Raw genomic sequence first — 19,584 nt, 5'->3', positions numbered from 1 at the left:
GCGCAGGCGGGAACCTTTGCCGGCGCAATCGCATCGGCGACGCCGCCAGTCACTTAGGCGGGCGGCCTATGGGTTCCCGCCTGCGCGGGAACGACGTGCTGACGGTGGCTGGTGCAATGCGTACCGTACGCCCGCGCATGGCGGCTCATGGTAACGTCATTATTCAATGACAATCGAGGATCCGACCATGAACCACATCGCCATCGAAGCCCACCGCGCCCCGGACCCGCCCGGACCGATCGACGATCCGACACCGGACCCGTTCGACAATCCGCATCCGCACCATCCGCCGGTGCACACCCCGCAGAACGAAGACCCGGTCCCGGACCCGAACCCCAAGACCTGGCATTAATCGAAGGCCCACGAATACAGCACGTCGAGCGCGGTATTGGTGCCGGTCTGGAATTGCAGGGTGATCCTCGGGTTGAGCTTGTAGCGGATACGCACCAGGCTCGATGCCGAGGTGGCGCCCTGCTCGAAGCTCAGGTAGGCGCGCGAGGACAGCCGCTTGCCGATGGTGACCACGGTGCTTTCCAGCCCGCTGGCCTGCGACACGCCCAGTTCGTCGATGCCCAGCGAATTCTTCAGGCGCGACTGGAATCCGCCGCTGCCGCCCGAGCCGCCCAGCAGGGCGCCCGCCGCTGCGCTCAGCAGGCCGGCTTCATTGCCCGATACGCCTTCCATGCCATGCCCGAGCACCAGCCATGACAGCTTCTCGCTGTCCGGCACGCTCGGCGTCGAGACCAGTTTGGCCGCCGGCGACAGCGCCGTGCCGCGCACTTCGACACCCGCTTCGACATTGGTCTCGGAGAGCTGCTCGCCTTCCGGACGTTTGCGCACCGCGCGGATGTTCAGCGACGGATTGTCGTAACGCCCGCTGAAGGTCAGCACGCCGCGCTCGATCGCCAGCTTCTGGCCGTAGGCAGCATAGGTGCCATTGACGGCCCGGATGGTGCCGTTGACGCGCGGCGCGCGGTTGTCGCCGGTGCGCACGCGCACCGTGCCTGCCAGTTCGGTATCGGCGCCCATGCCGCGCAGCCGGAACGCGTCGCCCAGGTCGATCTCGACATCGGCTTCGAGCGGCATGCCGGCCTTTTCGCGCGCCTTGGCGGCAGCGCTGGTGCGGCCCAGTACGATCACGTCGTCCGACATGGTTGGCCGGCCCTGCGGCGCCAGCTCGACCAGCGCGCGGTCGACGCGGAACTTGCCGTCGACGTCGAAGCTGGTCGCGCTGCGGTTGACGGTGCCGGTGCCGCTGACGACGACGGTGCGGTCGGGCCGCGACAGCGCTTCGAGCTTGTTGGCCACCAGCTTGAGCTGCATGGTGGCTTCGCCGCCGGCAAAGCGGATGGTGCCGTCGGCCACCGCATTGCCTTGCACGCCATCGAAGCTGAGGCGCTGCAGCAGCAATTGGTCACCCGCCAGCTGCGCGCGCAGCTGGCCGTTGCGCAGCCTGACGCCTTGCTCGGGCCAGCGTACCGCAAGGCGGTCGCCGTTGACGGTGCCGTTCAGTGTCGGTGAGCCGATGGTGCCGCCGCCGGTGATCGCCAGCTTCAGCGCCCCGTCGAGCTCCAGCCCCGGCTGTCCCAACAGCGGGGCCATCCAGGCGATCGAGGCCATGTCGGCGTTGGCCGAGAGCCGCAGCGGGCTGGCGGTGCCGAGGCGTCCGTTGATCAGTTGGGTGGTGGCGTCGATGGTGGCGACGCCGGCGCGGGTGCCGTCGACGCTGACACGCGTGCGCAGCGCACCGTCCGCCACGTCGGCGCGCAGGTCGAGCGTGCGCAGGCCAAGCACCACCGGGACCTGGTCGCCGACGATCAGGTCACCCTTCTCGCGGAACACGTGGGCCATGCCGGCCAGTTGCGGCGCGCCGCCCGCAGCCGCCGCGGTCTGCAGGTCGAGCGCCCATTCGCCGCCGAGCGTCAGGTCGCCGCGCATGGTGTCACGCAGCGCCGGCGAGAACTGCGCGAGGTAATTGAGCGGCACGCCGGTGGCGGCGCCCTTGCTGCTCCAGCGCGGGCCATTCTTGGTGAGCGAGGCGATGTTGATGGTTCCCGCCGGCAGCGCGATGACGGCGCCGTTGAAGGCGACCTGCTGCGGCCGCAGCAGCCCCATGGCGCCTGCGCCCGGCGCGACCGCGAGGCGCAGCGGCACCGGCTTGGCCAGCGTCATGGCGTAGCGCCCGCGGTTTTGCAGGCTTGCGAGAACCCCGGTCCAGGCATCGCCATTCCAGCCGCCGTTGGCCTGCACGGAGGCGTCGAATGCGTCGCCGCGCGCCGCCAGGCTGATGGTATGGGCGGCGCGGGTGCCGGTCGTTTGCAGGCGCGCGCTGTCGATGCGGGTGTCGCCGCTGCTGTAGCCGGTAATCTCGACGTTCGACACCATCGGCGTCGATCCGCCCTGGCGTGCGCCGATGTTGGCGCTGGCGCGCAGCGATTTGATCTGGTGGGCTCCCATCAGCTTGAGGTTCTGGCCGTCCAGCGCGGCCGTCAGCGCGGGCGCTTGCTGGGTTCCCGACAGCGTGCCGGAACCGCGCAGTACGCCGCCGTAGTCGCCGCCGAGTACCGCCAGCTGCGGCGCATCGATGCGCCAGTCGAGGCGGTCGCCTGGCGCGCCGAACTTGCCGTTGGCCGCGATGACGTTCGGTCCGATGTGCAGGTCGATGTCGGCGCTGGAGATGCGCTGCGAGCTGCCGCCGACGCGCGCGTGCCCCCACAGCGGTGCGTTCGACAAGGTCGATGGTTCCAAAGTGACGCCGGCATTGCCGCTCCAGTCCTTGCCGAAGCGGCCGCTGGCGTCGAACTTGCCGTTGATGCTGCCGGCCAGCGGAGAGCCGAAGACGGCAGGATCGAATCCGCGCGCCGTGCCGCTGGTCTTGACGTTGATGTCGCCGGCCGCCAGCCAGGCTTCGCCGCTGGCGTGCAGCAGGCTGGTATTGGCCTTGCGCGCCTTTTGGGCCAGGCCGAGTCCGCGCGCGTCGGCCACGAACGTGGTGCGCGGCGCTTCCATGGTGCCGGTGATGACGCCATTGGCTGCCAGCGCGCCGGTCAGGTCGCCGCGCAGCGCCGACAGCTGGCGCGCATCGAGCTTCCACAGCAGCCGTTCGCCGGGCGCGCCGAAGCTGCCGCGCAGGTCGATATCGTTCGGGCCCATCGCCAGGCGCGCATCGACGCCGGTGACGTGGCTGGCGTCGGCGCTGAATTTCCCCTTGCCGGACACGGGCTGGCCGAACAGGCGGCTTGGACGCAGCGTGAAGTCGGTCGCCACTTTCCATTCCGGCGCCATGGCGCCGCTGGCATTGACCAGCGCGTTGATGTCGGCCGCCGGGAAGTCGCCCAGCTCCGCCGGGTTGAAGTGCACGGCGGTGGCGGCGATCTTGAATGCGCGCTTGTCTTCAAGGCTGGCGCTGCCGGCCAGGTCGACGTGGCCGCTGCCGGCCGTCAGGCGGGCGCGCTTGATGTCCACGATCTGGTTGGCGAGGGTGGCTTGCGCATCGAGGCGCATGCCGCGGTCGATCAGCTGGGCGCCGAGCGTCTGCACGTCGCCGGTGCTGGTGAGCTGGATGTCGCCGGCGATGGCGGTCGCCTTCATCGTGCTGTACAGCCCCTTGAGGTTGATGCGGCCGGTGTGCAGCTTGAACTGCGCGCTGCCGATGCCTTCTTCGTCGGGGCCGCGCTGGACCGCGCCGCCGCCGGAAAACTTGCCGGCGTCGCCCATGTCGACCAGCACGTCGTCGATCTTCATCGCGCTCAAGGTGCCGCCAAGGCGGCCTTTCATCGACAGCAGCGGCAGCAGCTCCTTGTCGAGCGGGCCGACCTTGCCGTCGTTGACGATATCGACCGTGCCCGCGATCGCCTTGGCCGGGTCGATGGTGGCATTGATGGACATCGACAGGTCGGCTGCGGGCAGGGCGGGGTTGAAGAAGCCCGGGTTGATGTTGCGGCCCTTGAGGTTCAGCGCGCGCAGCGGCACCGGGTCGAATGGCGCCAGGGTCAGCTTCATGTCGCCGACCGCCTTGCCGGCCTGGCCGGTGGCGTTGACGAGGGTGCTCGCAAGGTCGCCGCCGGCGCGTACCGACAGCCGCGCCGGGGTCTGGCCGGCCTTGACGCCGGTTTGCACCAGCGTCGCCGCGGCATCGAGCTTGAACGGCCGCGTGGAGGCGATGCTGCCGCTGGCGGCGGCCTTGCCCCACGGCGTGAGCGCGGTCGCCTCGCGCAGTTCCCATTCCTGCTTGTTGCCGTTTAATTTGAAGCGCACGTCGCCGATGACGGTCTTGGCGCCCGGGGTGGCGGCATTGGTCAGGGTCAGGCTGGCCACGCGGGCGTCGGCGATCGACAGGGTGAACGGCGGCGCCAGCGAGACCGGCATCTTGGCCGGTTCTGCGGTTTCGCGCAGCGTATCCATCTGCACGCTGCCGATGTGCAGCTTGCTGATCGCGATACCGCTCGACAGGTACTGCCACGGCGACCAGTCGATGTCGAGATTGCGCGCCGTGATCAGCTGCTCGGGGCTGCGGTAGACCAGGCTGTCCATGTGCATGGCGCCGTACAGCGAGCCGGTGACGCCGGTGACGACGATGCTGCCGCCGCTGGCGCGGGCGACCCGTTCGGCGATCATCTGCAAGGTGGTCTCGCGGCCGAGGTACCAGTAGGCGCCGGCCAGCAAGACGCCGGTGGCGCCCACGCCGATGGCGACGTAGCGCGGCCAGCGGCGCTGGTGCGGCATTGCCGCTGGTGGGGTGGTGTCTTCAGTAGTCATCAGAACGTGAACCCGACGGAGAAATGCAGGCGTGCTTCTTTGATCGCCTGGCCATACGCCAGGTCGACATTGATCGGGCCGACCGGGCTGCGCCAGCGGGCGCCGATGCCGTAGCCGAATTCGGGTTTCAGGTCCTCGATGCGGTCGGCGGCGTTGCCGGCGTCGACGAACACGGCCACGCCCCATGGCGGCTTGAACCAGTACTGGTACTCGACGCCGCCGGTCAGCAGGTAGCGCCCGCCGACCACCGCGTCGTTCTCGCGCACGCCCAGCTCCTGGTAGCCGTAGCCGCGCACCGACTGGTCGCCGCCGGCGCGGAACAGGAAGGTGCTTGGCACGCCGTCCTTTTCTTTCGAACCGAGCGCGCCGGCTTCGCCACGCAGGATCAGGGTGGAGTCGACCGAGATCGGGCGGTAGTTGACGAAGCGGGTGTAGGCGCGCACGAAGCGTTCATCGGTCAGCACCGGCAGCAGGGCGCCGCCGAGCTGGGCGTTGACGACGTAGCCGCGGGTCGGCTGGATCAGGTTGTCGAGCTGGCGCTTGGTGATGCTGTAGGTGAGCGGCAGGCTCTTGCTGTTGCGCGAGAGCTGGCCTTCGACGGTCTGCTTTTCCGACAGGTATTCGAACGTCAGGCTGCGTTCGAGCAGCGGCGTGCCCCAGGCGCGCCGCACGGCGACGGTGGCGACGTTGGTGATTTCGCCGCGCAGGTCGTTGCGCTCGAAGCCGGCGCCGAAGCTGTCGTTGTAGCCCCTGGCAGTGGTCGGGAAATAGAAGTCGGCGCGCGCCGCCTGGCGCTTGGTCTCGGCGATGACCTGGCTTTTCAGACGCAGGCCGCGCACGTTCAGGTCGTCGTAATTGACCTGGGCACGGGCGCCGGTGTTGGTGGAGTAACCGATACCGACCGACGCGTTGCGCTGCTTGTTTTCGTTGACCCGCACGACCACCGGCAAGGTCTGCGGCCCGCTGGGCGCCGCTTCCGGCGCGCCCTGCTGTTCAGCCTTCAGTTCGTCGATGTTGTCGTCGAGCGCGGCGGCCATGTCGGTCGACACTTCCACGGTGCTGAAGTAGCCGGTGTCCTGCAGGCGCGCCTGGAACGACTGCAGCGCCGCTTCGCTGTATTCAGCGCCCGGCTTGATCTGGTTCAGGTTGGTGATGATGTGGCGCGGGTAGCGCTTCAGGCCTTCGATGCGCAGCTCGCCGAGGCGGATTTCCGGGCCGCTGTCGACGACCACGCGCAGCAGCGCGCGCAGCGCGTCCGGGTCGACGGTGGCGCTGGTTTCGACCAGCTGGGCGCGCGGGTAACGGGTCTGCATCACCTGGCGCAGCAGGTTGCGCTTGGCCGCTTCCCAGTCGGCCTGGCGGAACTGCTCGCCGACGCCGAGGGTCCAGCTGCGGTACAGGGTGGCCTGGTCGAACGGTTTGCTGCCCTGCGACAGGGGCTCGAAGCCGCGCAGGATCAGGTCGACGTCGCCGACCAGTACCGGCGGGCCCGGGTCGACGATCACGCGCGCCACCGGCACCGCGCTGCTGGTGTCGAGGCCGGCGCTGACCTTGGGCGAGTAATAGCCTTCGGTGGCGATCAGGGTGCGGGCCTGCTCCGGCGCATCCTTGACCAGGCGCTGCAGCTGCTCGAGGTCGAGGCGCGGATTGCCGCGCCAGCGCACCAGGTCGAGGTTGTCTTCGAGAAGGTCATCGAGGCGGCCGGGCGCATCGATTTGGACGCTGTAGTCGATCGCCTGCGCACAGGCAGCGCCGGTGGCAGGAAGGGCGAACACGATGACGGCAATCTGTGCCAGAATTCGTGTTCGCCGCGCCTGCGCCGCGCTTATTGTTGGTCTTGCGAGAAACATGTCTCTCCGTCTGGGGGAATGTGGATTTCATATTACCGGATCGGCAAAAAACATGGCGAACGTCTAACATCTGGGAAATCGAATCATGCAACAATCCGACACCGCGCTGGTCCTGTTCAGCGGCGGGCAAGACTCCACTACCTGCCTGGCCTGGGCGCTCGAACGTTACCAGCGCGTCGAAACCATCGGTTTCGACTACGGCCAGCGGCACGCGATCGAGCTGGCGGTGCGCCCGGCGGTGCTGGCCGGCGTGCGCGCCATCGCGCCGGCGTGGGGCGCGCGCCTCGGAGACGACCACATGATCGACCTGTCCCTGCTCGGCAAGATCTCGGACACGGCGCTGACCAGCGACGTCGCCATCGCGATGCAGGCGAACGGCCTGCCGAATACCTTCGTCCCGGGCCGCAACCTGATGTTCATGATGGTGGCCGCGACGCTGGCCTACCGGCGCGGGCTGACGGTGCTGGTGGGCGGCATGTGCGAGACCGATTTTTCCGGCTACCCGGACTGCCGCGACGACACCATGAAGGCGCTGCAGGTGGCCCTCAACCTGGGCATGGCCACGCGCCTGAAGGTCGAAACGCCGCTGATGTGGATCGACAAGAACGAAACCTGGCAGCTGGCCGAGCGCACCGGCGGCGCGGCCCTGGTCGACCTGATCCGCACCGAGACCCACACCTGCTACCTGGGCGAGCGCGGCGCGCTGCACCCGTGGGGATACGGCTGCGGCAGCTGCCCGGCGTGCGAACTGCGCGCGCGCGGCTACCAGCAGTACCAGCAATCGAAAGACGTCCGCTAGGTGCGGATCGCGCTGCTGACCGACCTGCACGCGAACCGCCAGGCGCTTGACGCCTGCCTCGCGCATGCCGCCCGGATGAACGCCGACCAGTACGCGTTTACCGGCGACCTGGTCGGCTACGGCGGCGATCCGGCGGCGGTGCTCGACACGGTGATGGACTATGCGGCGCGCGGCGCCATCGTGGTCAAGGGCAACCATGACGAAGCCACGGTGAGCGGCCCCCGGCGCGGCATGCATGCCGAAGCGCGCGAGGCGATCGCCTGGACCCAGGGCCAGCTCAGCGCCGGGCAACTGGCCTTCCTCGATACGCTGCCCCTGACCGCCGAGCTTGGCAACATGCTGTTCGTCCATGCCAGCGCGCACCAGCCGCAGGCCTGGGAATACGTGACGGGCGTGGCGCAAGCGGAGCGCAGCCTGCGCGCGGCCGGCAGCCGGATGGTGTTTTCCGGCCATGTGCATGCGCCGTCGCTGTACCGGCGCGCCGACGATGGCAGCATGGGGCAGCACGCGCCGCGCCCGGGGGCGATCGTGCGGATCGCGCCGCAGCACCAGTACCTGGTGATTCCGGGATCGGTGGGCCAGCCGCGCGACGGCAACACCGCCGCGTGCTGCGCGATCTACGACGACGGCTTGCGCCAGCTGACTTACTACAGGGTGCCTTACGATCACGGCGCCGCGGCGCGGCGCGTGATCGCGGCGGGCTTGCCGATCGTGTTTGCGATGCGGCTGGTGGAAGGACTTTGACTCAGAGCGCCGGCGCTTGTTCCTTGATGCGGTTGCGGCGCGAGCGGCTGACGAAGAACCAGACGATCGCCAGCGGGATCAGGATCGGCAGCAGCAGCGGCGACACCGCCAGCAAGCCAAGGCAGGCGGCCAGCGCCAGCGCCCCGACCAGCAGCACGCCGACCCCGGCAAACACCACCACCAGCAAGGCGCCCACGCACAGCGCGACGATGGTGCCGATGATCAGTCCCAGGCTGCCAAACAGCAGCCCAAGCAGCGCACCCAGCGGGCCGTCGAATTCGTCGCCGTCGATGTCCATGTGGAAGGCGTGGGCATCGGCGAACATGTCCCAGGCGATCAGTGCGACCAGGAACAGGATGATGTAGGGAGCGTACTTTTTCATGGCGGGACCTCGTGGTGGTGTCGTTGGTATGGCTCCACTGTAGCCACGCGCATATGCACTGGCCACCGGATTGCGACAGACTGCATTTTTTGCGGGTCGGGCCAGCAAAAATGCCAGACGAAGAGTTGCAGCCAGGATCAAGCTTGTAAAACGCAGAACCTTTCCTATACTGAATTCCTGCTTTTGCCGGAGGATTACATGTTTGCCGCCACTTTTGGGGGGAAAGGCCCGCCGTCCGCGCCGCCGGCGGTACCCCCGATCATCATCGTTCCATTTAGCTATCACACCCCGCGCCCGGCGATCGATCCCGGCGTCACGCCCGACCGTCCGCCCCTGTTGCCGCCCAGCATGCCGGGGATGCGCGCCCGCGCATTTGCTTGGCCTTAGCCGATTTCGTCTATCATGCGTAACTTCGATGTTGATTAGTAAAGTTACCCAATGATTGATGAAGGTTCTGAAGTACCGGACGATGCACCAATCCAGCAGGCGCGCGTGTGGCAAGGCAACGGCTGGACCGCACGCGTGATCAAGAATGAAGACGATGAAGGCTGGGCGGTCGCCATGATCAAGGACGGCGAACCGGAGCCGGCGCTGGTGGGCCCGTGGACCATGGGCCGCGACAAGAAGAACCCCAAGCCGCTCGACGTCAACGCCTTCCATACCCTGGTCAAGACGGCGTCGGAAGTGCTGCGCCGCCATGAACAGCAGCTGCACGCGCAATTGCACAAGAGCACAGTCGTGTCGGTGGGCGATGCGCTCATCAAGGTGACGCTGGACATCATCCCGGATGACGACCATCCATACGCGGTGCTGACCGCGATCGATGAAATGGGCGAGCAAATGGCGAGCGAACGGGTCGCCGCCAGCTTCAAGCTGTCGCCGGCCAGCGCCTCGGCCTGGATCGAATCGGACTTCCGCGCACCGCGCTAGCGGCGACGATGCGACAGCAGGGCCGCGGCGCGACGATTCGCGGCGATCTTGCTTCGCTTTTCCCCCCTCTCCTGATAGTATTTCCCGAGTGCATTAGAAAAGGGAATATTGATGGAAAGCCGTCTTAAACGCCTCGAAGCGGTGCAAGCGATGGTGCTGGAAATCGGCCAGTTGTCGACCAGCTGCGTCGACATCACCGAATTCATCCGCGCCGTGCACCGCGCGCTCGGGCGCATCATGTACGCCGCGAACTTTTATGTGGCCTTGAGCGACCGCGAGGATGGCACGGTCCGGTTCGTCTACTTTGTCGACGAGCGCGACGAAACCCCCGACCCGGCCGAGCGCGTCACGCTGGCCTCGCCGGACCAGTCGCCGACCGCATGGGTCATCCTGAACCGCCGCAACATGGTGGTCACGGCCGACGAGTTCAACGCCCGCGGCGGCACCGACGGCTGGGGGCTGGGCAGCATGTCCGAGCACTGGATGGGCTGTCCGCTGCTCGACCAGCAACAGCAGGCGCTGGGCGCGATCGTGATCCAGAGCTACTCCCCCGAATACACCTACAGCGATGAAGACCAGGCGCTGTTCGCGCTGATCGCCGGCCACGTCTCGAACGCGCTGCAGGGCCTGCAAAGCATGGACCGCCTCGAGCGCGCCGTGCACGAACGCACCGCGCTGCTGGCGCACGAAGTGTCGGAACGGCGCCGCGCCGAGTCGGTGCAGCACGCGCTGTACGAAATCGCCAGCCTGTCGGCCGCCGCGATCGAGTCGGACAAGCTGTCGGCCAGCCTGCACCGCATCATCAGCGGCCTGGTGGTCGCCGAAAACTTCCTGATCGCGCTGTACCACCCGAATTCGCAGGAAATCAGCATTCCGTATTTCGTCGACCAGAAGCACGAGACGGCGCCTTTGGCGCGCTTCCGCTACGGCATTGGCATGAGCTCGTATGTATTGAACAGCAAGCAGGCCAGCCTGCATGACCGCGCCAGCTTCGAGAAGCTGGTCGCCGACGGTCTGGTCGAGCAGCCGCTCGGCTGCCCCGAGATCGCCAGCTGGATGGGTGCGCCGATGCTGCTGCACGACCAGGCGTACGGCGTGATCATTGTCCAGAGCTATGACCCGGCGATTATCTACACCCAGGCCGACCTCGACCTGCTGGCCTTCATGGCCAGCCACGTCGCGGTGGCGCTGGCGCGGATGCAGGCCGACCATGCGATCCGCAAGACCAAGGAGCGGCTGGAGAGCCAGAACGCCGCGCTGAACTCGGCGCTGACGGCGCTGCAGGAAGCGCAGTCGGAACTGGTGCGCCAGGAGAAGCTGGCCTCGCTGGGCCGGCTGGTGGCCGGCGTGGCCCACGAAATCAATACGCCGCTGGGCATCTGCGTGACGGCGACCAGCCACCTGGTGCAGGAGCTGAAGCTGACGCGCGAAGAGCTGGCAGCGGGCGAGATGACCGAAGACAGCCTGCAACAGTTCCTCGAGATCATCGACCAGTCGCTGCGCATCATGACCACCAATACCCAGCGGGCGGCGGCGCTGGTGCGCAGCTTCAAGCAGGTGGCGGTGGACCAGTCGTCGGACGATATCCGCACCTTCCGGCTCAAGAGCTACCTGGACGAAGTGCTGCTGTCGCTGCAGCCCAAGCTGAAGGGGCGGCCGGTGAAGGTGGAGGTGGCGTGTCCGGACGAGATCCACCTGGAAAGCTTCCCGGGCGCGGTGTCGCAGATCGTCACCAACATGGTGATGAACTCGCTGGTGCATGGCTTCGAGCGCGAGCAGGCCGGGAAGATACGGATCGCCGCGGCGCTGGAAGACGAGACCGTGGTGTTCGACTACAGCGACGACGGCGCGGGGATGGATGCGGAGATGCTGGGCAAGCTGTTCGATCCGTTCTTCACCACCAAGCGCGGGCAGGGCGGCAGCGGGCTGGGCGCGCACATCTTGTATAACCTGGCGACCGGGCCATTGGGCGGGACGGTCAAGGTCGACAGCGCGCCGGGGGAGGGATTGCGGTATTCGCTGCGCTTCCCGCGCAGCCGGCGCGACGTAAAGGCGGCGGCGTAACAGCCGTTCCCGCCTGGGCGCACTGCTGTCCGGAAGAATCTTGTTGACCGTGCCGTTGCATCAATCGGCGCCGGGGCACGCACAGAAATCGCGACATGGAGCCTTGGACTGCATTGCCCGATTTCGTTGTGGCTGTCGCTTTTAACACGACGCTTGGCCGCCGAGCAATTCATGTCCAGAAGAATATTCCGGACAGTAGTGCGCCTGGGCGGGAACGACGCTAGTCCGGCCAGTTGCGGTTGATTTCCTGCGCCTTGTCGATATTCTTGATCAACAGCTCGACGTACTGCGGGTCCAGGTGGTGGCCGGCCACTTCGCGCATGTGCCCGACGACCTGCTCGATCGGCCACGCATCCTTGTAGCAGCGCTTGTGGCTCAATGCGTCGAACACGTCGGCCACGGCGACAATCCGCGCGTACTTGTGGATGGCCTCGCCCTTCAAGCCTTGCGGATAGCCGGTGCCGTCGTATTTCTCATGGTGCTGGTGGGCGATCACCGCGGCCGCCTTCAGGATCGGCCGGGTCGAGCCGTCCAGGATCGACAGCCCCACGGTCGGGTGCTGCTTCATGATTTCCCATTCGTCCGGGGTCAGCTTGCCCGGCTTGAGCAGTACCGCGTCGGGCGTGGCGATCTTGCCGATGTCGTGCATCGGCGCGGCGTGCATCAGCACCGCCGTTTCGTCGTCCGGCAAGCCCGATGCCTGGGCCAGCAGGTGGCAGACCTGCGACATGCGGCGCACGTGGTTGCCCGCTTCGTTCGAGCGCGATTCAACCACGTCGCCCAGGCGCAGGATCAGCTCGGCCTGGGTGTCGGTGATTTCCTGGGTGAGCAGGATATTGTCGAAGGCGATCGCGACCCCGGAGCAGAACACTTCCAGCAGTTGCGCGTCGATTTCGGAAATTTCTTCGACGCCTTTGAGCACCAGCAGCGATGCCTTGCCGCTGTTGTTCGGGAAGTAGCCGACATAGGTGTCGCCCTGCAGCTTGGAAATGCGGTTGCTGCGCGCGTCGTCGAGCTGGGCCATCAGTTCCGGGCCGAGCATGTCGTCGCCGATGTCGCCGATCTGCGCCATGACTTCGTAAGCGGCGCCTTCGCCGGCCAGCACGCTGGCGCCGGATACCCGCAGCAGCATGCTTTGTTCGAGGCGCAGCAGGGCGACGACTTGCTGCAGCAGGCCGCTGGCGAAGTCTTTCAGGTTGCGCTGCTGGAAAATGTGGGCGGAAGCGGCGATCACGCGCTCGAGGCCTTCGCGGTAGGTCATCTGGACCCGGCGCGCGTCTTCCACCTTCATGATGTCGCGGTAGGCGCGCAGCGCGGCGAAGGTGGTGGTAAACAGCTTCGTGCGGTCGAGCTCGGTCTTTTCCTTGTAGTCGTTGATGTCGTAGTTGACGATCACGCGCTCTTCGGGCGCCTGGCCAGGCTGGCCGGTGCGCAGTACGATGCGGGTAAAGGTATTGTTCAGGTCTTCACGCATCCAGCGCGCCACTTCCAGGCCGCTGTCTTCGTTTTCCATCACCACGTCGAGGAACACCAGCGCTATATCGGTTTCGCGCGCCAGCACTTCCTTGGCTTCCACACCGCTGTAGGCATGCAGGAAAGTCAGGGCGCGGCCATCGAGCCGGAAACGATTCAGTGTCAGCTTGGTAATGTCATGGATATCGGGTTCGTCATCGACGAGCAGGACTTTCCAGGGCGCAAGCTTGGGCGTAGTTGAAGACAAAAATGACATGTGCGGTTCCGATACCGATGGTTTTTCGACTGAACGCTAGCGCCGCGGCGGGAGACCGGCGCGACTTCTCTCCGATTGTAGTATGGCGCAACTCTATTAACAACAGGCAATAAGGGCTGCTTACGTAGAATGAGACATATTGAATGAAGGAATTTCGCGTTCGTATTGACGAATCGCCCTTGCGGCGGCGCCAACGCGGGAAATCGCGGCGAGCCCGCGGCATATCTGGTCTTCCTGCCAACCCGCGCACGGGCCGTGCGGCGCCTAACATTTGGATACAAAACGCGACATTCCGGCGCTAACAGCAGGCCGTAAAACGGCGTATATTGAGTCAGGAAACAGGTGTTTTCTTGAAAGGATACCCGTATGAAAACCGCGTTGAAGGGCCTGGCCCTGGCCAGCATGCTGTTGATGTCGGCGGGCAGCGCAATGGCCGGCGTCACGGTGACGTTTGTCGAGTCCGACAAGTATTCGGACTTGCCGTTCTCCGCATGGGAGCGCAAGGAAGTGCTGGAGGAGTTCAGCGCGCACTTCGAGAAGCTGTCGAAGTCGCTGCCTGCGGGCGTCGACCTGAACGTCGAGATACTCGATATCGATCTGGCGGGCCGCATCCATCACCGGCGCGCCAATGAAATCCGGGTGCTGCGCGGCGGCGCCGACTGGCCCGTGATCCACTTGCGCTATTCGGTGGTGCAAAACGGCACCGTCGTTGCCAGCGGCGTCGAGCGGCTGCATGACATGATGTACCTCGACAGCATGCGCAACCGCTATTCGTCGGGCGATCCGCTGCGCTACGAAAAGCGCATGATCGACGAGTGGTTCAACAAGAAAATCGCGCCCAGGCGCGTAGGGTGAGTTCTCCGCCAACGGGTGCCCGCAGGCACCCGGTTGCCGTTTATTTCTTGAGTTCCTTGTACGCCTGCATGCGCGTGCGCACATCCTCGACCGTGTAGTCGGACGGCACCGTGAACAGCGCCGCCGCCGGTTCTTCGCGCTTCAGGTTGTCCAGCCGATAGGTGTTGTCGCCGGTGCGCGGGTCGCTGTGCCTGGTGTGCACCGTGATCTGCAAGTCCGGCGCGTACCAGGTCTCGTGCGTGACGACGATCGGGTTGCGGTTGCCCACTTCCCCCGCAGGAATTTCGTAGCTGCGCATTTTTCCTTCCGCCTTGACGCCGTTGAATTCGCGGGTACCGAGCTCGCGCGTGACCGCCTTGGACGACCATGCGCGGTCGCCGAACGCGCCGGCGATGCGGGCTTCGAGGGCGAGGCGATGGCCGGGGTTGGCGGCCATGCGCCCGGCGCGTTCGCCGGCCTGCTCGATTCGCTTGACGATGATGGCCTCGCGGCCGGCGGCGTCGGCCGGCAGCTTGCCTTCCTTGCGCAGCTGGTCGATGCGCTGGCGCGCCTGTTCGCGGGCGAGGCCCGCCATTTCGCGCGGCGCGGCGATGCGGGTGGCGGTCTTGTCGCGCGGACGCAGCAGGTGGGCGGTGCCGTCGGTGTCGCGGATCATGATGCTGCGCACCTCGCCATCGTCGCCGGTCATTTCGCGGCGCGTCCGGCCGGCGCTGTCGCGGTAGACCGTGGCGGTGTTGCTGACCGTGATCTGGTTGCCGTCCGGCAGCGACTGCACCTTTTCCGAGATCGCCTGGGCCGAGTAGGGCGCGTTTTTGACGATCTTGCCTTCGTGGGTCATCAACGGCGCGGCGAGCGCGACGGCGCGGGCATGGGCCACGGCGTGCGCGGCAACGGGGCCGCTATTGGCCAGCGCGGGCAGGCAGGCGGCCATCAGCATGGCCAGGACGAGCGGTTTGGTTTTCATGGGATTCCTCTTTCGGGTGGGTTATTCGGTCGGCTTATTCGGCCGAGGTGAGGCGCAGCGCGAGCGGCTCGCCGTCGGCGCTGACCAGCATTTCGGCCAGCACGGAGTCGCCGGCGTTTTCCGGCGTGACCGGCACGCCGAGGCTGGCCAGTTCCATGCGCGGCACTTCGGCGGCGATCATGCGGGTGTCCGGTTCGCCTTCGATGCGCTCGAGCGAGTCGAGCGCAATGAACACGCCGCCGTCGCCGCGCTGCAGCAGTGGCGGTCCGCCGGACGGCGCCTTGACGAGCACGGCCACGGCCAGCGCCGCCAGCGCGACGGCGCCGCCAGGCAGTGCCAGGCGCGGAAGGCGCTGGTACCAGCGGCGGCGCGCATGCTGCCGGGCGAATGCCGCCATCAGTTCCTGCTCGACGCAAGGCGGGGCGTTGAGCTGTTCGGTTTCCGAGCGCAGCGCCTTGAGGTGGCCGTCGAGGCCGTCATTGGGGAGGTGGGTATCCATGTATTTTCCGATCGGTCAGGCGTTGCTCAATGCGGGGCGGTGGGCGCCCAGGCGTTTTGCCAGCAGGGCGCGGCCGCGCGACAGGCGCGAGCGGACGGTGCCGAGATCGACCTGGCAGATGGCGGCGATTTCCTGGTAAGACAGGTCGTGCATTTCGTACAGGATCAGGGCGTCGCGGTAGTGCGGCGCCAGCAGGGCGAGCGCGCGGCGTACGTCGCCGGCCAGTTCGTCGCTGAGCATGCGGGCGAGCGGCTCGGTGCTGCTGTCGCAGTCCGCCTCGTCGTCGCCCTCGTCGCCCTCGGGCAGGCAGGCGGTGCGGCCGCGCGCCTGCTCATGCCGGAGGATCAGGTTGCGCGCCACGCCGAACAGGAAATGCTGCAGCTGGCCGCGCAGCGGGTCGAAGCGCAAGCTGTCCGTCAACAGGCCCATGAATACTTCCTGCACCACGTCGGCGGCGGTGTCGGGCGAGCCGCTGCGCAGCACGGCGAAGCGGTACAGCGGGCCCTGGTGGCGCCGGTACAGCGCCTGGAACGCGCACGCCGTCCCGCTGCGCATCTGGCGCAGCAGTTCGGTGTCGGGGAGGGGGGCGGGTGTCATGGTCATCGTCGTGTGCTTTGACTGTATTCCCGGCACGCGGCCGAAAAGTTCCAGTTATTTCGCGACGATGGCGTGCCAGGCTAGTCGATCCAGTTGACCTTGCCAAACTTGCTACGGAATTCTTCCGGCATGGCCACCACCTGGCTGCTCTTGTAGTTGAAGAAGACAAAGCCCGACTTGGCCATGGCGACCAGGGTCTTGTCCTTGGGGCGGGTGACGCGGAAGGTGATGTCGCCGCCGTATTTGTTGAAGTCCATGACGCCGACTTCGAACAGCAGCTGGTCGCGCGCATGCGCTTCAGCCCGGTAAGTGGTGGCCAGGTCGGTGACGATGATGCCGGTGCCGTCGCGTTCGGTCTCGGGCACGCCGAACTCGAACAGGAAGCGCGCGCGGGCTTCGGAAATCATCGAGATCATCGAATCGTTGCCGAGGTGATTGGCGGCGTTGATGTCGGTGACGCGGACGGTCAGTGGTGTCGTGTAGCAATACTGGTCTTCGGGAAAATCCAGGTGAAGGCGGGCCATGTCGGTCTCTCGCGAATGTGCGGAGTCAAATTTTAGCTTGCCGGGGCGGAAGTCCGGATTATTTTGTGAATCCGCCCGTCCGCGGCCACGATGTACAGCTCGCCATCGGCGTCGCGCCCGAAGGAGACGACGTTGCCGATATCGGGGATAGACCAGTCGGCTTGCTCGCGCACGCCGTTGCCGGCGCCGCTCGCCAGGAGGCTCTTCAGGTAGCCGCCGCAGAAGTCGGAGTAGAAGTAGCGCCCGGCCAGTTCGGGCACCGCCTTGCCGCGATACACATAGCCGCCGATGACCGAACAGCCGTTGACGTCGTTGGCGCCATGGTCGTACTCCAGCGCCGGCAGGGTCAGCCCGGCCTGGCCGCAGGCGGCGCTCACGTAGCACAGCGAGCCTTCCATGATGTTCCAGCCGTAGTTCAGGCCGCCTTGCCCCAGCGACGCCAGGTTGATCTCTTCGCGGCGGTCCTGGCCCGCGTCGGCAATGTACAGGCCGCTGGTGTCGAAGGCGAAGCGCCACGGGTTGCGCAGGCCGCTGGCCCAGATCTCGTTGCGGCGCGCGCTCATGCCGACAAAGGGATTGCTCGGGGGAATGTCGTAGCGCTTGGTGGCGCTGGCGTTGGCGACGTCCAGGCGCAGCATTTTGCCGAGCAGGGAGGTGAGGTCCTGGCCGCTGCGCAGCGGGTCGCCGGCGCCGCCGCCGTCGCCGGTGGCAAGGTAGAGGAAGCCGTCGGGGCCGAACGCGACCAGGCCGCCATAGTGGTTGGTGAAGGCCGAGTGCGCGATGCTGATGATCTGCAGCGCCGAGGTGGCGTTGGCGATGTCGGCGTTGCCCGACACCGTGTAGCGGTCGACGACGATATTGCGGTTGAAGTCGGTGTAATAGATGAAGAAGTGGCCGTTGCGCTCGAACTGCGGGTCGAAGGCCATCGACAGCAGCCCGCCTTCGCCCTGCGTGCTGATGCGCCCGGAAATGTCGAGGAAGGGCAGGGTCAGCATGCGGCCGTCGCGCATGATGCGGATGCGTCCGCCGCGCTCGACGATAAACAGGCGGGCGTCGCCGGCCGGCGCGGTGACGAACACGGCGCCGTCGACGTCGGCCACCTCGCGCAGTCCGAGCGTGAGCGCGATGGCGCTGTAATCGACGCTGGCGGAGGCGCTGGCGCCGGCGGCCACGGCGATGGTCTGCTGGGCCACGGCGGGCCGGTAGGTGGTGGCGCCGCTGACCACGCTCTGGGCGCTGACCGTGTAATTGCCGGCCACCAGGTTGGTCAGCGTGGTGCTCTGGGTGATGTCGCGGGTAAAACCGCCAGGACCGGCGATGTTGACCGGGCTGGTGACGCCGGCCGGCAAGCCCGCCAAGGTGACGGCCAGGCTGGCGTTGCCCGCTGGCGGCGGATTGCCCGGGTCACCACCGCCGCCGCCGCAGCCGGCCAGCAGCATGAACGCAAACGACAACAGGATGAAGCGCGCACGATCGATCAGCATCTGGTTCTCCGCAGGGCAGATTGGTGGCTGTGGCCAGGCGCCAGTCTACGCTTGTTTTCACACAGGGCGGCGCGGAAATGCCGCGCCCTGCGCTGCGTCATGCTTAGCGGGTAAGGCGGTAGATCAAGATCGCGGTGCGGATCGCGGCGCGCTCGATCGAGGCCAGTTCGAGGTCTTCGGCGGGCGAGTGGGCGCCGCTGCCGGTGGCGCCGATGCCGTCCAGGCTGTCGACATAGGGCGCGACGAACTGGATGTCGCCGGCGCCGCGCAAGCCGGCCGGCACCGCGGCGATCGCGCCGAGCCCGGCGTCCTGGCTGGCCTTCGAATACAGCGCGAGCACCTGCAGGTTGCCGGGCGTGACGGCCATCGGCGGATACGATTCTTCGAACGCGATGCTGGCGCTGGTGCCCGGCAGGTGCTGCGCGACGATCGCGCGCATCTTTTCGTGGGCCCGGTCGCGCTGGACCGTATCAAGGTAGCGCAGGTCGCCCTTGACGGTGACGGCGTTGGCGATCACGTTGGTCTTGCCGAACGCGGTGCCGCGCGAGCCCAGCTCGTCATAGCCGACCTGGGTGCCGCCGAGGATCACCCCGGGGTTGAAGGTCAGGTCGGGCTCGATGACATGCTGGCGGAAGCCGTCGAGGATGCGCGCCGCTTCATAGACCGCGCCGTAGCCGGCGCGCTCCCCGAAGATGCCCGAGGAATGCCCCTGCTTGCCCTTGACTTCGAGCGCGAAGCCGGACGATGAACGGCGCCCGACGGTTGCGGTGGCGCGTCCGTCCTGGTCAAGCACGGTGCCTTCGAAGGCCAGCGCGATGTCGCTGTTCTTGGCCAGCGCGACCATGTCGCGGCGCGAGATGTCTTTCGGATCGCCGGCGTCTTCCTCGTCGCCGGTGAACATGACGGCGATGCTGGTGTTGTCGAGCGCGCCGACCCGGTGCAGGGCGCGCAGCGCCTCGATCACCACGACGTTGCCGCCCTTCATGTCGGAGACGCCCTGGCCGCTGACCCGGTCGCCCTGGCGCTGCCATTTCTGCACCGGGCTGTCGAGCTCGAACACGGTGTCGAGATGGCCGAGCAGCAGCAGGCGCTTGCCCTGCTTGCCGGCGCGCGTGGCGAGCAGGTGGCCGGCGCGCTGCATGGCCGGCGGCATGTCGATCCAGCTGGTCTTGAATCCGAGCTGGTCGAGTTCACGGCGGAACAACTGGCCGACCTCGCGCACGCCGGCGTGGTTCATGGTGCCGCTGTTGATGTTGACGCTGCGTTCCAGCAGGCCGATCGCGGCCGGCGAGCGCGCCTTGACCTCGGCCACGATGCGTTCCTCGATCGGCGAGAGTTGCTGGGCGCCGGCGGCGCCGGCGGACAGGGCGGACAACAGGGCGAGGGCAAGGACGCAAGGCTTCAT

The 19,584-nt window shown here is 66.8% G+C and carries 16 protein-coding genes; 6 read left to right on the top strand and 10 right to left on the bottom strand.

From position 1 onward, the window contains the following. Positions 1-166: 166 nt before the first annotated feature. Positions 167-352, top strand: coding sequence for a hypothetical protein (locus tag I4X03_RS00635; RefSeq protein ID WP_223464268.1), 186 nt, complete (start codon positions 167-169; stop codon positions 350-352). On the opposite strand, the gene I4X03_RS00630 is transcribed toward I4X03_RS00635, so the two are convergent. Further along, positions 349-4,758, bottom strand: a complete 4,410-nt coding sequence (locus tag I4X03_RS00630) for a translocation/assembly module TamB domain-containing protein (protein WP_223464267.1) — start codon at positions 4,756-4,758, stop codon at positions 349-351. The two genes, I4X03_RS00635 and I4X03_RS00630, sit on opposite strands and share 4 nt — an antisense overlap. Further along, entirely contained in the window at positions 4,758-6,608 is a 1,851-nt protein-coding gene (locus tag I4X03_RS00625; protein WP_223464260.1) for an autotransporter assembly complex protein TamA, read from the bottom strand. Before I4X03_RS00625 ends, I4X03_RS00630 begins: the two co-directional genes overlap by 1 nt. Positions 6,609-6,693: 85 nt before the next feature. Between I4X03_RS00625 and queC the strand changes: the two genes are divergently transcribed. Together queC and I4X03_RS00615 are read left to right on the top strand one after the other, a co-directional pair. After that, positions 6,694-7,407 carry a 7-cyano-7-deazaguanine synthase QueC gene (gene queC, locus I4X03_RS00620; RefSeq protein WP_223464258.1) on the top strand — a complete coding sequence of 238 codons (714 nt, stop codon included), beginning with the start codon at positions 6,694-6,696 and terminating at the stop codon, positions 7,405-7,407. Further along, a complete protein-coding gene (locus I4X03_RS00615; RefSeq protein ID WP_223464252.1) occupies positions 7,408-8,151 on the top strand; it encodes a metallophosphoesterase family protein in 744 nt (247 codons plus the stop codon). It begins immediately after the preceding gene. A gap of 1 nt (position 8,152) precedes the next feature. Here the strand turns inward: I4X03_RS00615 and I4X03_RS00610 are convergent, their stop codons facing one another. After that, positions 8,153-8,533, bottom strand: a complete 381-nt coding sequence (locus I4X03_RS00610; protein ID WP_223464246.1) for a hypothetical protein — start codon at positions 8,531-8,533, stop codon at positions 8,153-8,155. Positions 8,534-8,971: 438 nt separating this feature from the next. On the opposite strand from I4X03_RS00610, the gene I4X03_RS00605 reads away from it, so the two are divergent. Together I4X03_RS00605 and I4X03_RS00600 are read left to right on the top strand one after the other, a co-directional pair. Continuing rightward, a complete protein-coding gene (locus tag I4X03_RS00605; RefSeq protein ID WP_223464240.1) occupies positions 8,972-9,463 on the top strand; it encodes a hypothetical protein in 492 nt (163 codons plus the stop codon). Positions 9,464-9,574: 111 nt separating this feature from the next. After that, positions 9,575-11,527 carry a GAF domain-containing sensor histidine kinase gene (locus tag I4X03_RS00600; RefSeq protein ID WP_223464239.1) on the top strand — a complete coding sequence of 651 codons (1,953 nt, stop codon included), beginning with the start codon at positions 9,575-9,577 and terminating at the stop codon, positions 11,525-11,527. 220 nt (positions 11,528-11,747) lie between these two features. Here I4X03_RS00600 and I4X03_RS00595 read toward each other — a convergent pair whose 3' ends face one another. Continuing rightward, positions 11,748-13,256 carry an HD domain-containing phosphohydrolase gene (locus I4X03_RS00595; RefSeq protein WP_223464238.1) on the bottom strand — a complete coding sequence of 503 codons (1,509 nt, stop codon included), beginning with the start codon at positions 13,254-13,256 and terminating at the stop codon, positions 11,748-11,750. Positions 13,257-13,622: 366 nt separating this feature from the next. Here I4X03_RS00595 and I4X03_RS00590 point away from each other — a divergent pair, with 366 nt between their 5' ends. Beyond that, positions 13,623-14,111 carry a DUF3016 domain-containing protein gene (locus I4X03_RS00590; protein ID WP_223464237.1) on the top strand — a complete coding sequence of 163 codons (489 nt, stop codon included), beginning with the start codon at positions 13,623-13,625 and terminating at the stop codon, positions 14,109-14,111. A gap of 40 nt (positions 14,112-14,151) precedes the next feature. On the opposite strand, the gene I4X03_RS00585 is transcribed toward I4X03_RS00590, so the two are convergent. The 6 genes from I4X03_RS00585 to I4X03_RS00560 all read right to left on the bottom strand — a co-directional run bounded on the left by I4X03_RS00585 (position 14,152) and on the right by I4X03_RS00560 (position 19,584). Continuing rightward, positions 14,152-15,075, bottom strand: a complete 924-nt coding sequence (locus tag I4X03_RS00585; protein WP_223464236.1) for a hypothetical protein — start codon at positions 15,073-15,075, stop codon at positions 14,152-14,154. A gap of 34 nt (positions 15,076-15,109) precedes the next feature. Next, entirely contained in the window at positions 15,110-15,574 is a 465-nt protein-coding gene (locus I4X03_RS00580; protein WP_223464235.1) for a hypothetical protein, read from the bottom strand. Positions 15,575-15,589: 15 nt separating this feature from the next. Further along, positions 15,590-16,177: an RNA polymerase sigma factor gene (locus tag I4X03_RS00575; RefSeq protein ID WP_223464234.1), complete on the bottom strand. Its 588-nt coding sequence runs from the start codon at positions 16,175-16,177 to the stop codon at positions 15,590-15,592. Between the two features lie 74 nt (positions 16,178-16,251). Further along, positions 16,252-16,695, bottom strand: coding sequence for a thioesterase family protein (locus I4X03_RS00570; RefSeq protein ID WP_223464233.1), 444 nt, complete (start codon positions 16,693-16,695; stop codon positions 16,252-16,254). A 32-nt stretch (positions 16,696-16,727) separates the two neighbouring features. Further along, a complete protein-coding gene (locus tag I4X03_RS00565; protein ID WP_223464232.1) occupies positions 16,728-18,179 on the bottom strand; it encodes a PQQ-dependent sugar dehydrogenase in 1,452 nt (483 codons plus the stop codon). 103 nt (positions 18,180-18,282) lie between these two features. Continuing rightward, a complete protein-coding gene (locus I4X03_RS00560; RefSeq protein WP_223464231.1) occupies positions 18,283-19,584 on the bottom strand; it encodes a M20/M25/M40 family metallo-hydrolase in 1,302 nt (433 codons plus the stop codon).

The organism is Massilia soli, from assembly GCF_016809835.1.
In the GTDB taxonomy this organism is placed as follows: Bacteria; Pseudomonadota; Gammaproteobacteria; order Burkholderiales; family Burkholderiaceae_D; genus Telluria_A; species Telluria_A soli.
The sequence above is the reverse complement of the archived record's forward strand: the minus strand, read 5'-3'. Positions and strand labels throughout refer to the sequence as shown.

Excerpts from the sequence above, each read along its gene's own strand:
- I4X03_RS00635 (WP_223464268.1), top strand. The coding sequence starts at position 167 with ATGACAATCGAGGATCCGACCATGAACCACATCGCCATCGAAGCCCAC.
- I4X03_RS00630 (WP_223464267.1), bottom strand. The coding sequence starts at position 4,758 with ATGACTACTGAAGACACCACCCCACCAGCGGCAATGCCGCACCAGCGC.
- I4X03_RS00625 (WP_223464260.1), bottom strand. The coding sequence starts at position 6,608 with ATGTTTCTCGCAAGACCAACAATAAGCGCGGCGCAGGCGCGGCGAACA.
- queC (WP_223464258.1), top strand. The coding sequence starts at position 6,694 with ATGCAACAATCCGACACCGCGCTGGTCCTGTTCAGCGGCGGGCAAGAC.
- I4X03_RS00610 (WP_223464246.1), bottom strand. The coding sequence starts at position 8,533 with ATGAAAAAGTACGCTCCCTACATCATCCTGTTCCTGGTCGCACTGATC.
- I4X03_RS00605 (WP_223464240.1), top strand. The coding sequence starts at position 8,972 with ATGATTGATGAAGGTTCTGAAGTACCGGACGATGCACCAATCCAGCAG.
- I4X03_RS00600 (WP_223464239.1), top strand. The coding sequence starts at position 9,575 with ATGGAAAGCCGTCTTAAACGCCTCGAAGCGGTGCAAGCGATGGTGCTG.
- I4X03_RS00595 (WP_223464238.1), bottom strand. The coding sequence starts at position 13,256 with ATGTCATTTTTGTCTTCAACTACGCCCAAGCTTGCGCCCTGGAAAGTC.
- I4X03_RS00590 (WP_223464237.1), top strand. The coding sequence starts at position 13,623 with ATGAAAACCGCGTTGAAGGGCCTGGCCCTGGCCAGCATGCTGTTGATG.
- I4X03_RS00585 (WP_223464236.1), bottom strand. The coding sequence starts at position 15,075 with ATGAAAACCAAACCGCTCGTCCTGGCCATGCTGATGGCCGCCTGCCTG.
- I4X03_RS00580 (WP_223464235.1), bottom strand. The coding sequence starts at position 15,574 with ATGGATACCCACCTCCCCAATGACGGCCTCGACGGCCACCTCAAGGCG.
- I4X03_RS00575 (WP_223464234.1), bottom strand. The coding sequence starts at position 16,177 with ATGACCATGACACCCGCCCCCCTCCCCGACACCGAACTGCTGCGCCAG.
- I4X03_RS00570 (WP_223464233.1), bottom strand. The coding sequence starts at position 16,695 with ATGGCCCGCCTTCACCTGGATTTTCCCGAAGACCAGTATTGCTACACG.
- I4X03_RS00565 (WP_223464232.1), bottom strand. The coding sequence starts at position 18,179 with ATGCTGATCGATCGTGCGCGCTTCATCCTGTTGTCGTTTGCGTTCATG.
- I4X03_RS00560 (WP_223464231.1), bottom strand. The coding sequence starts at position 19,584 with ATGAAGCCTTGCGTCCTTGCCCTCGCCCTGTTGTCCGCCCTGTCCGCC.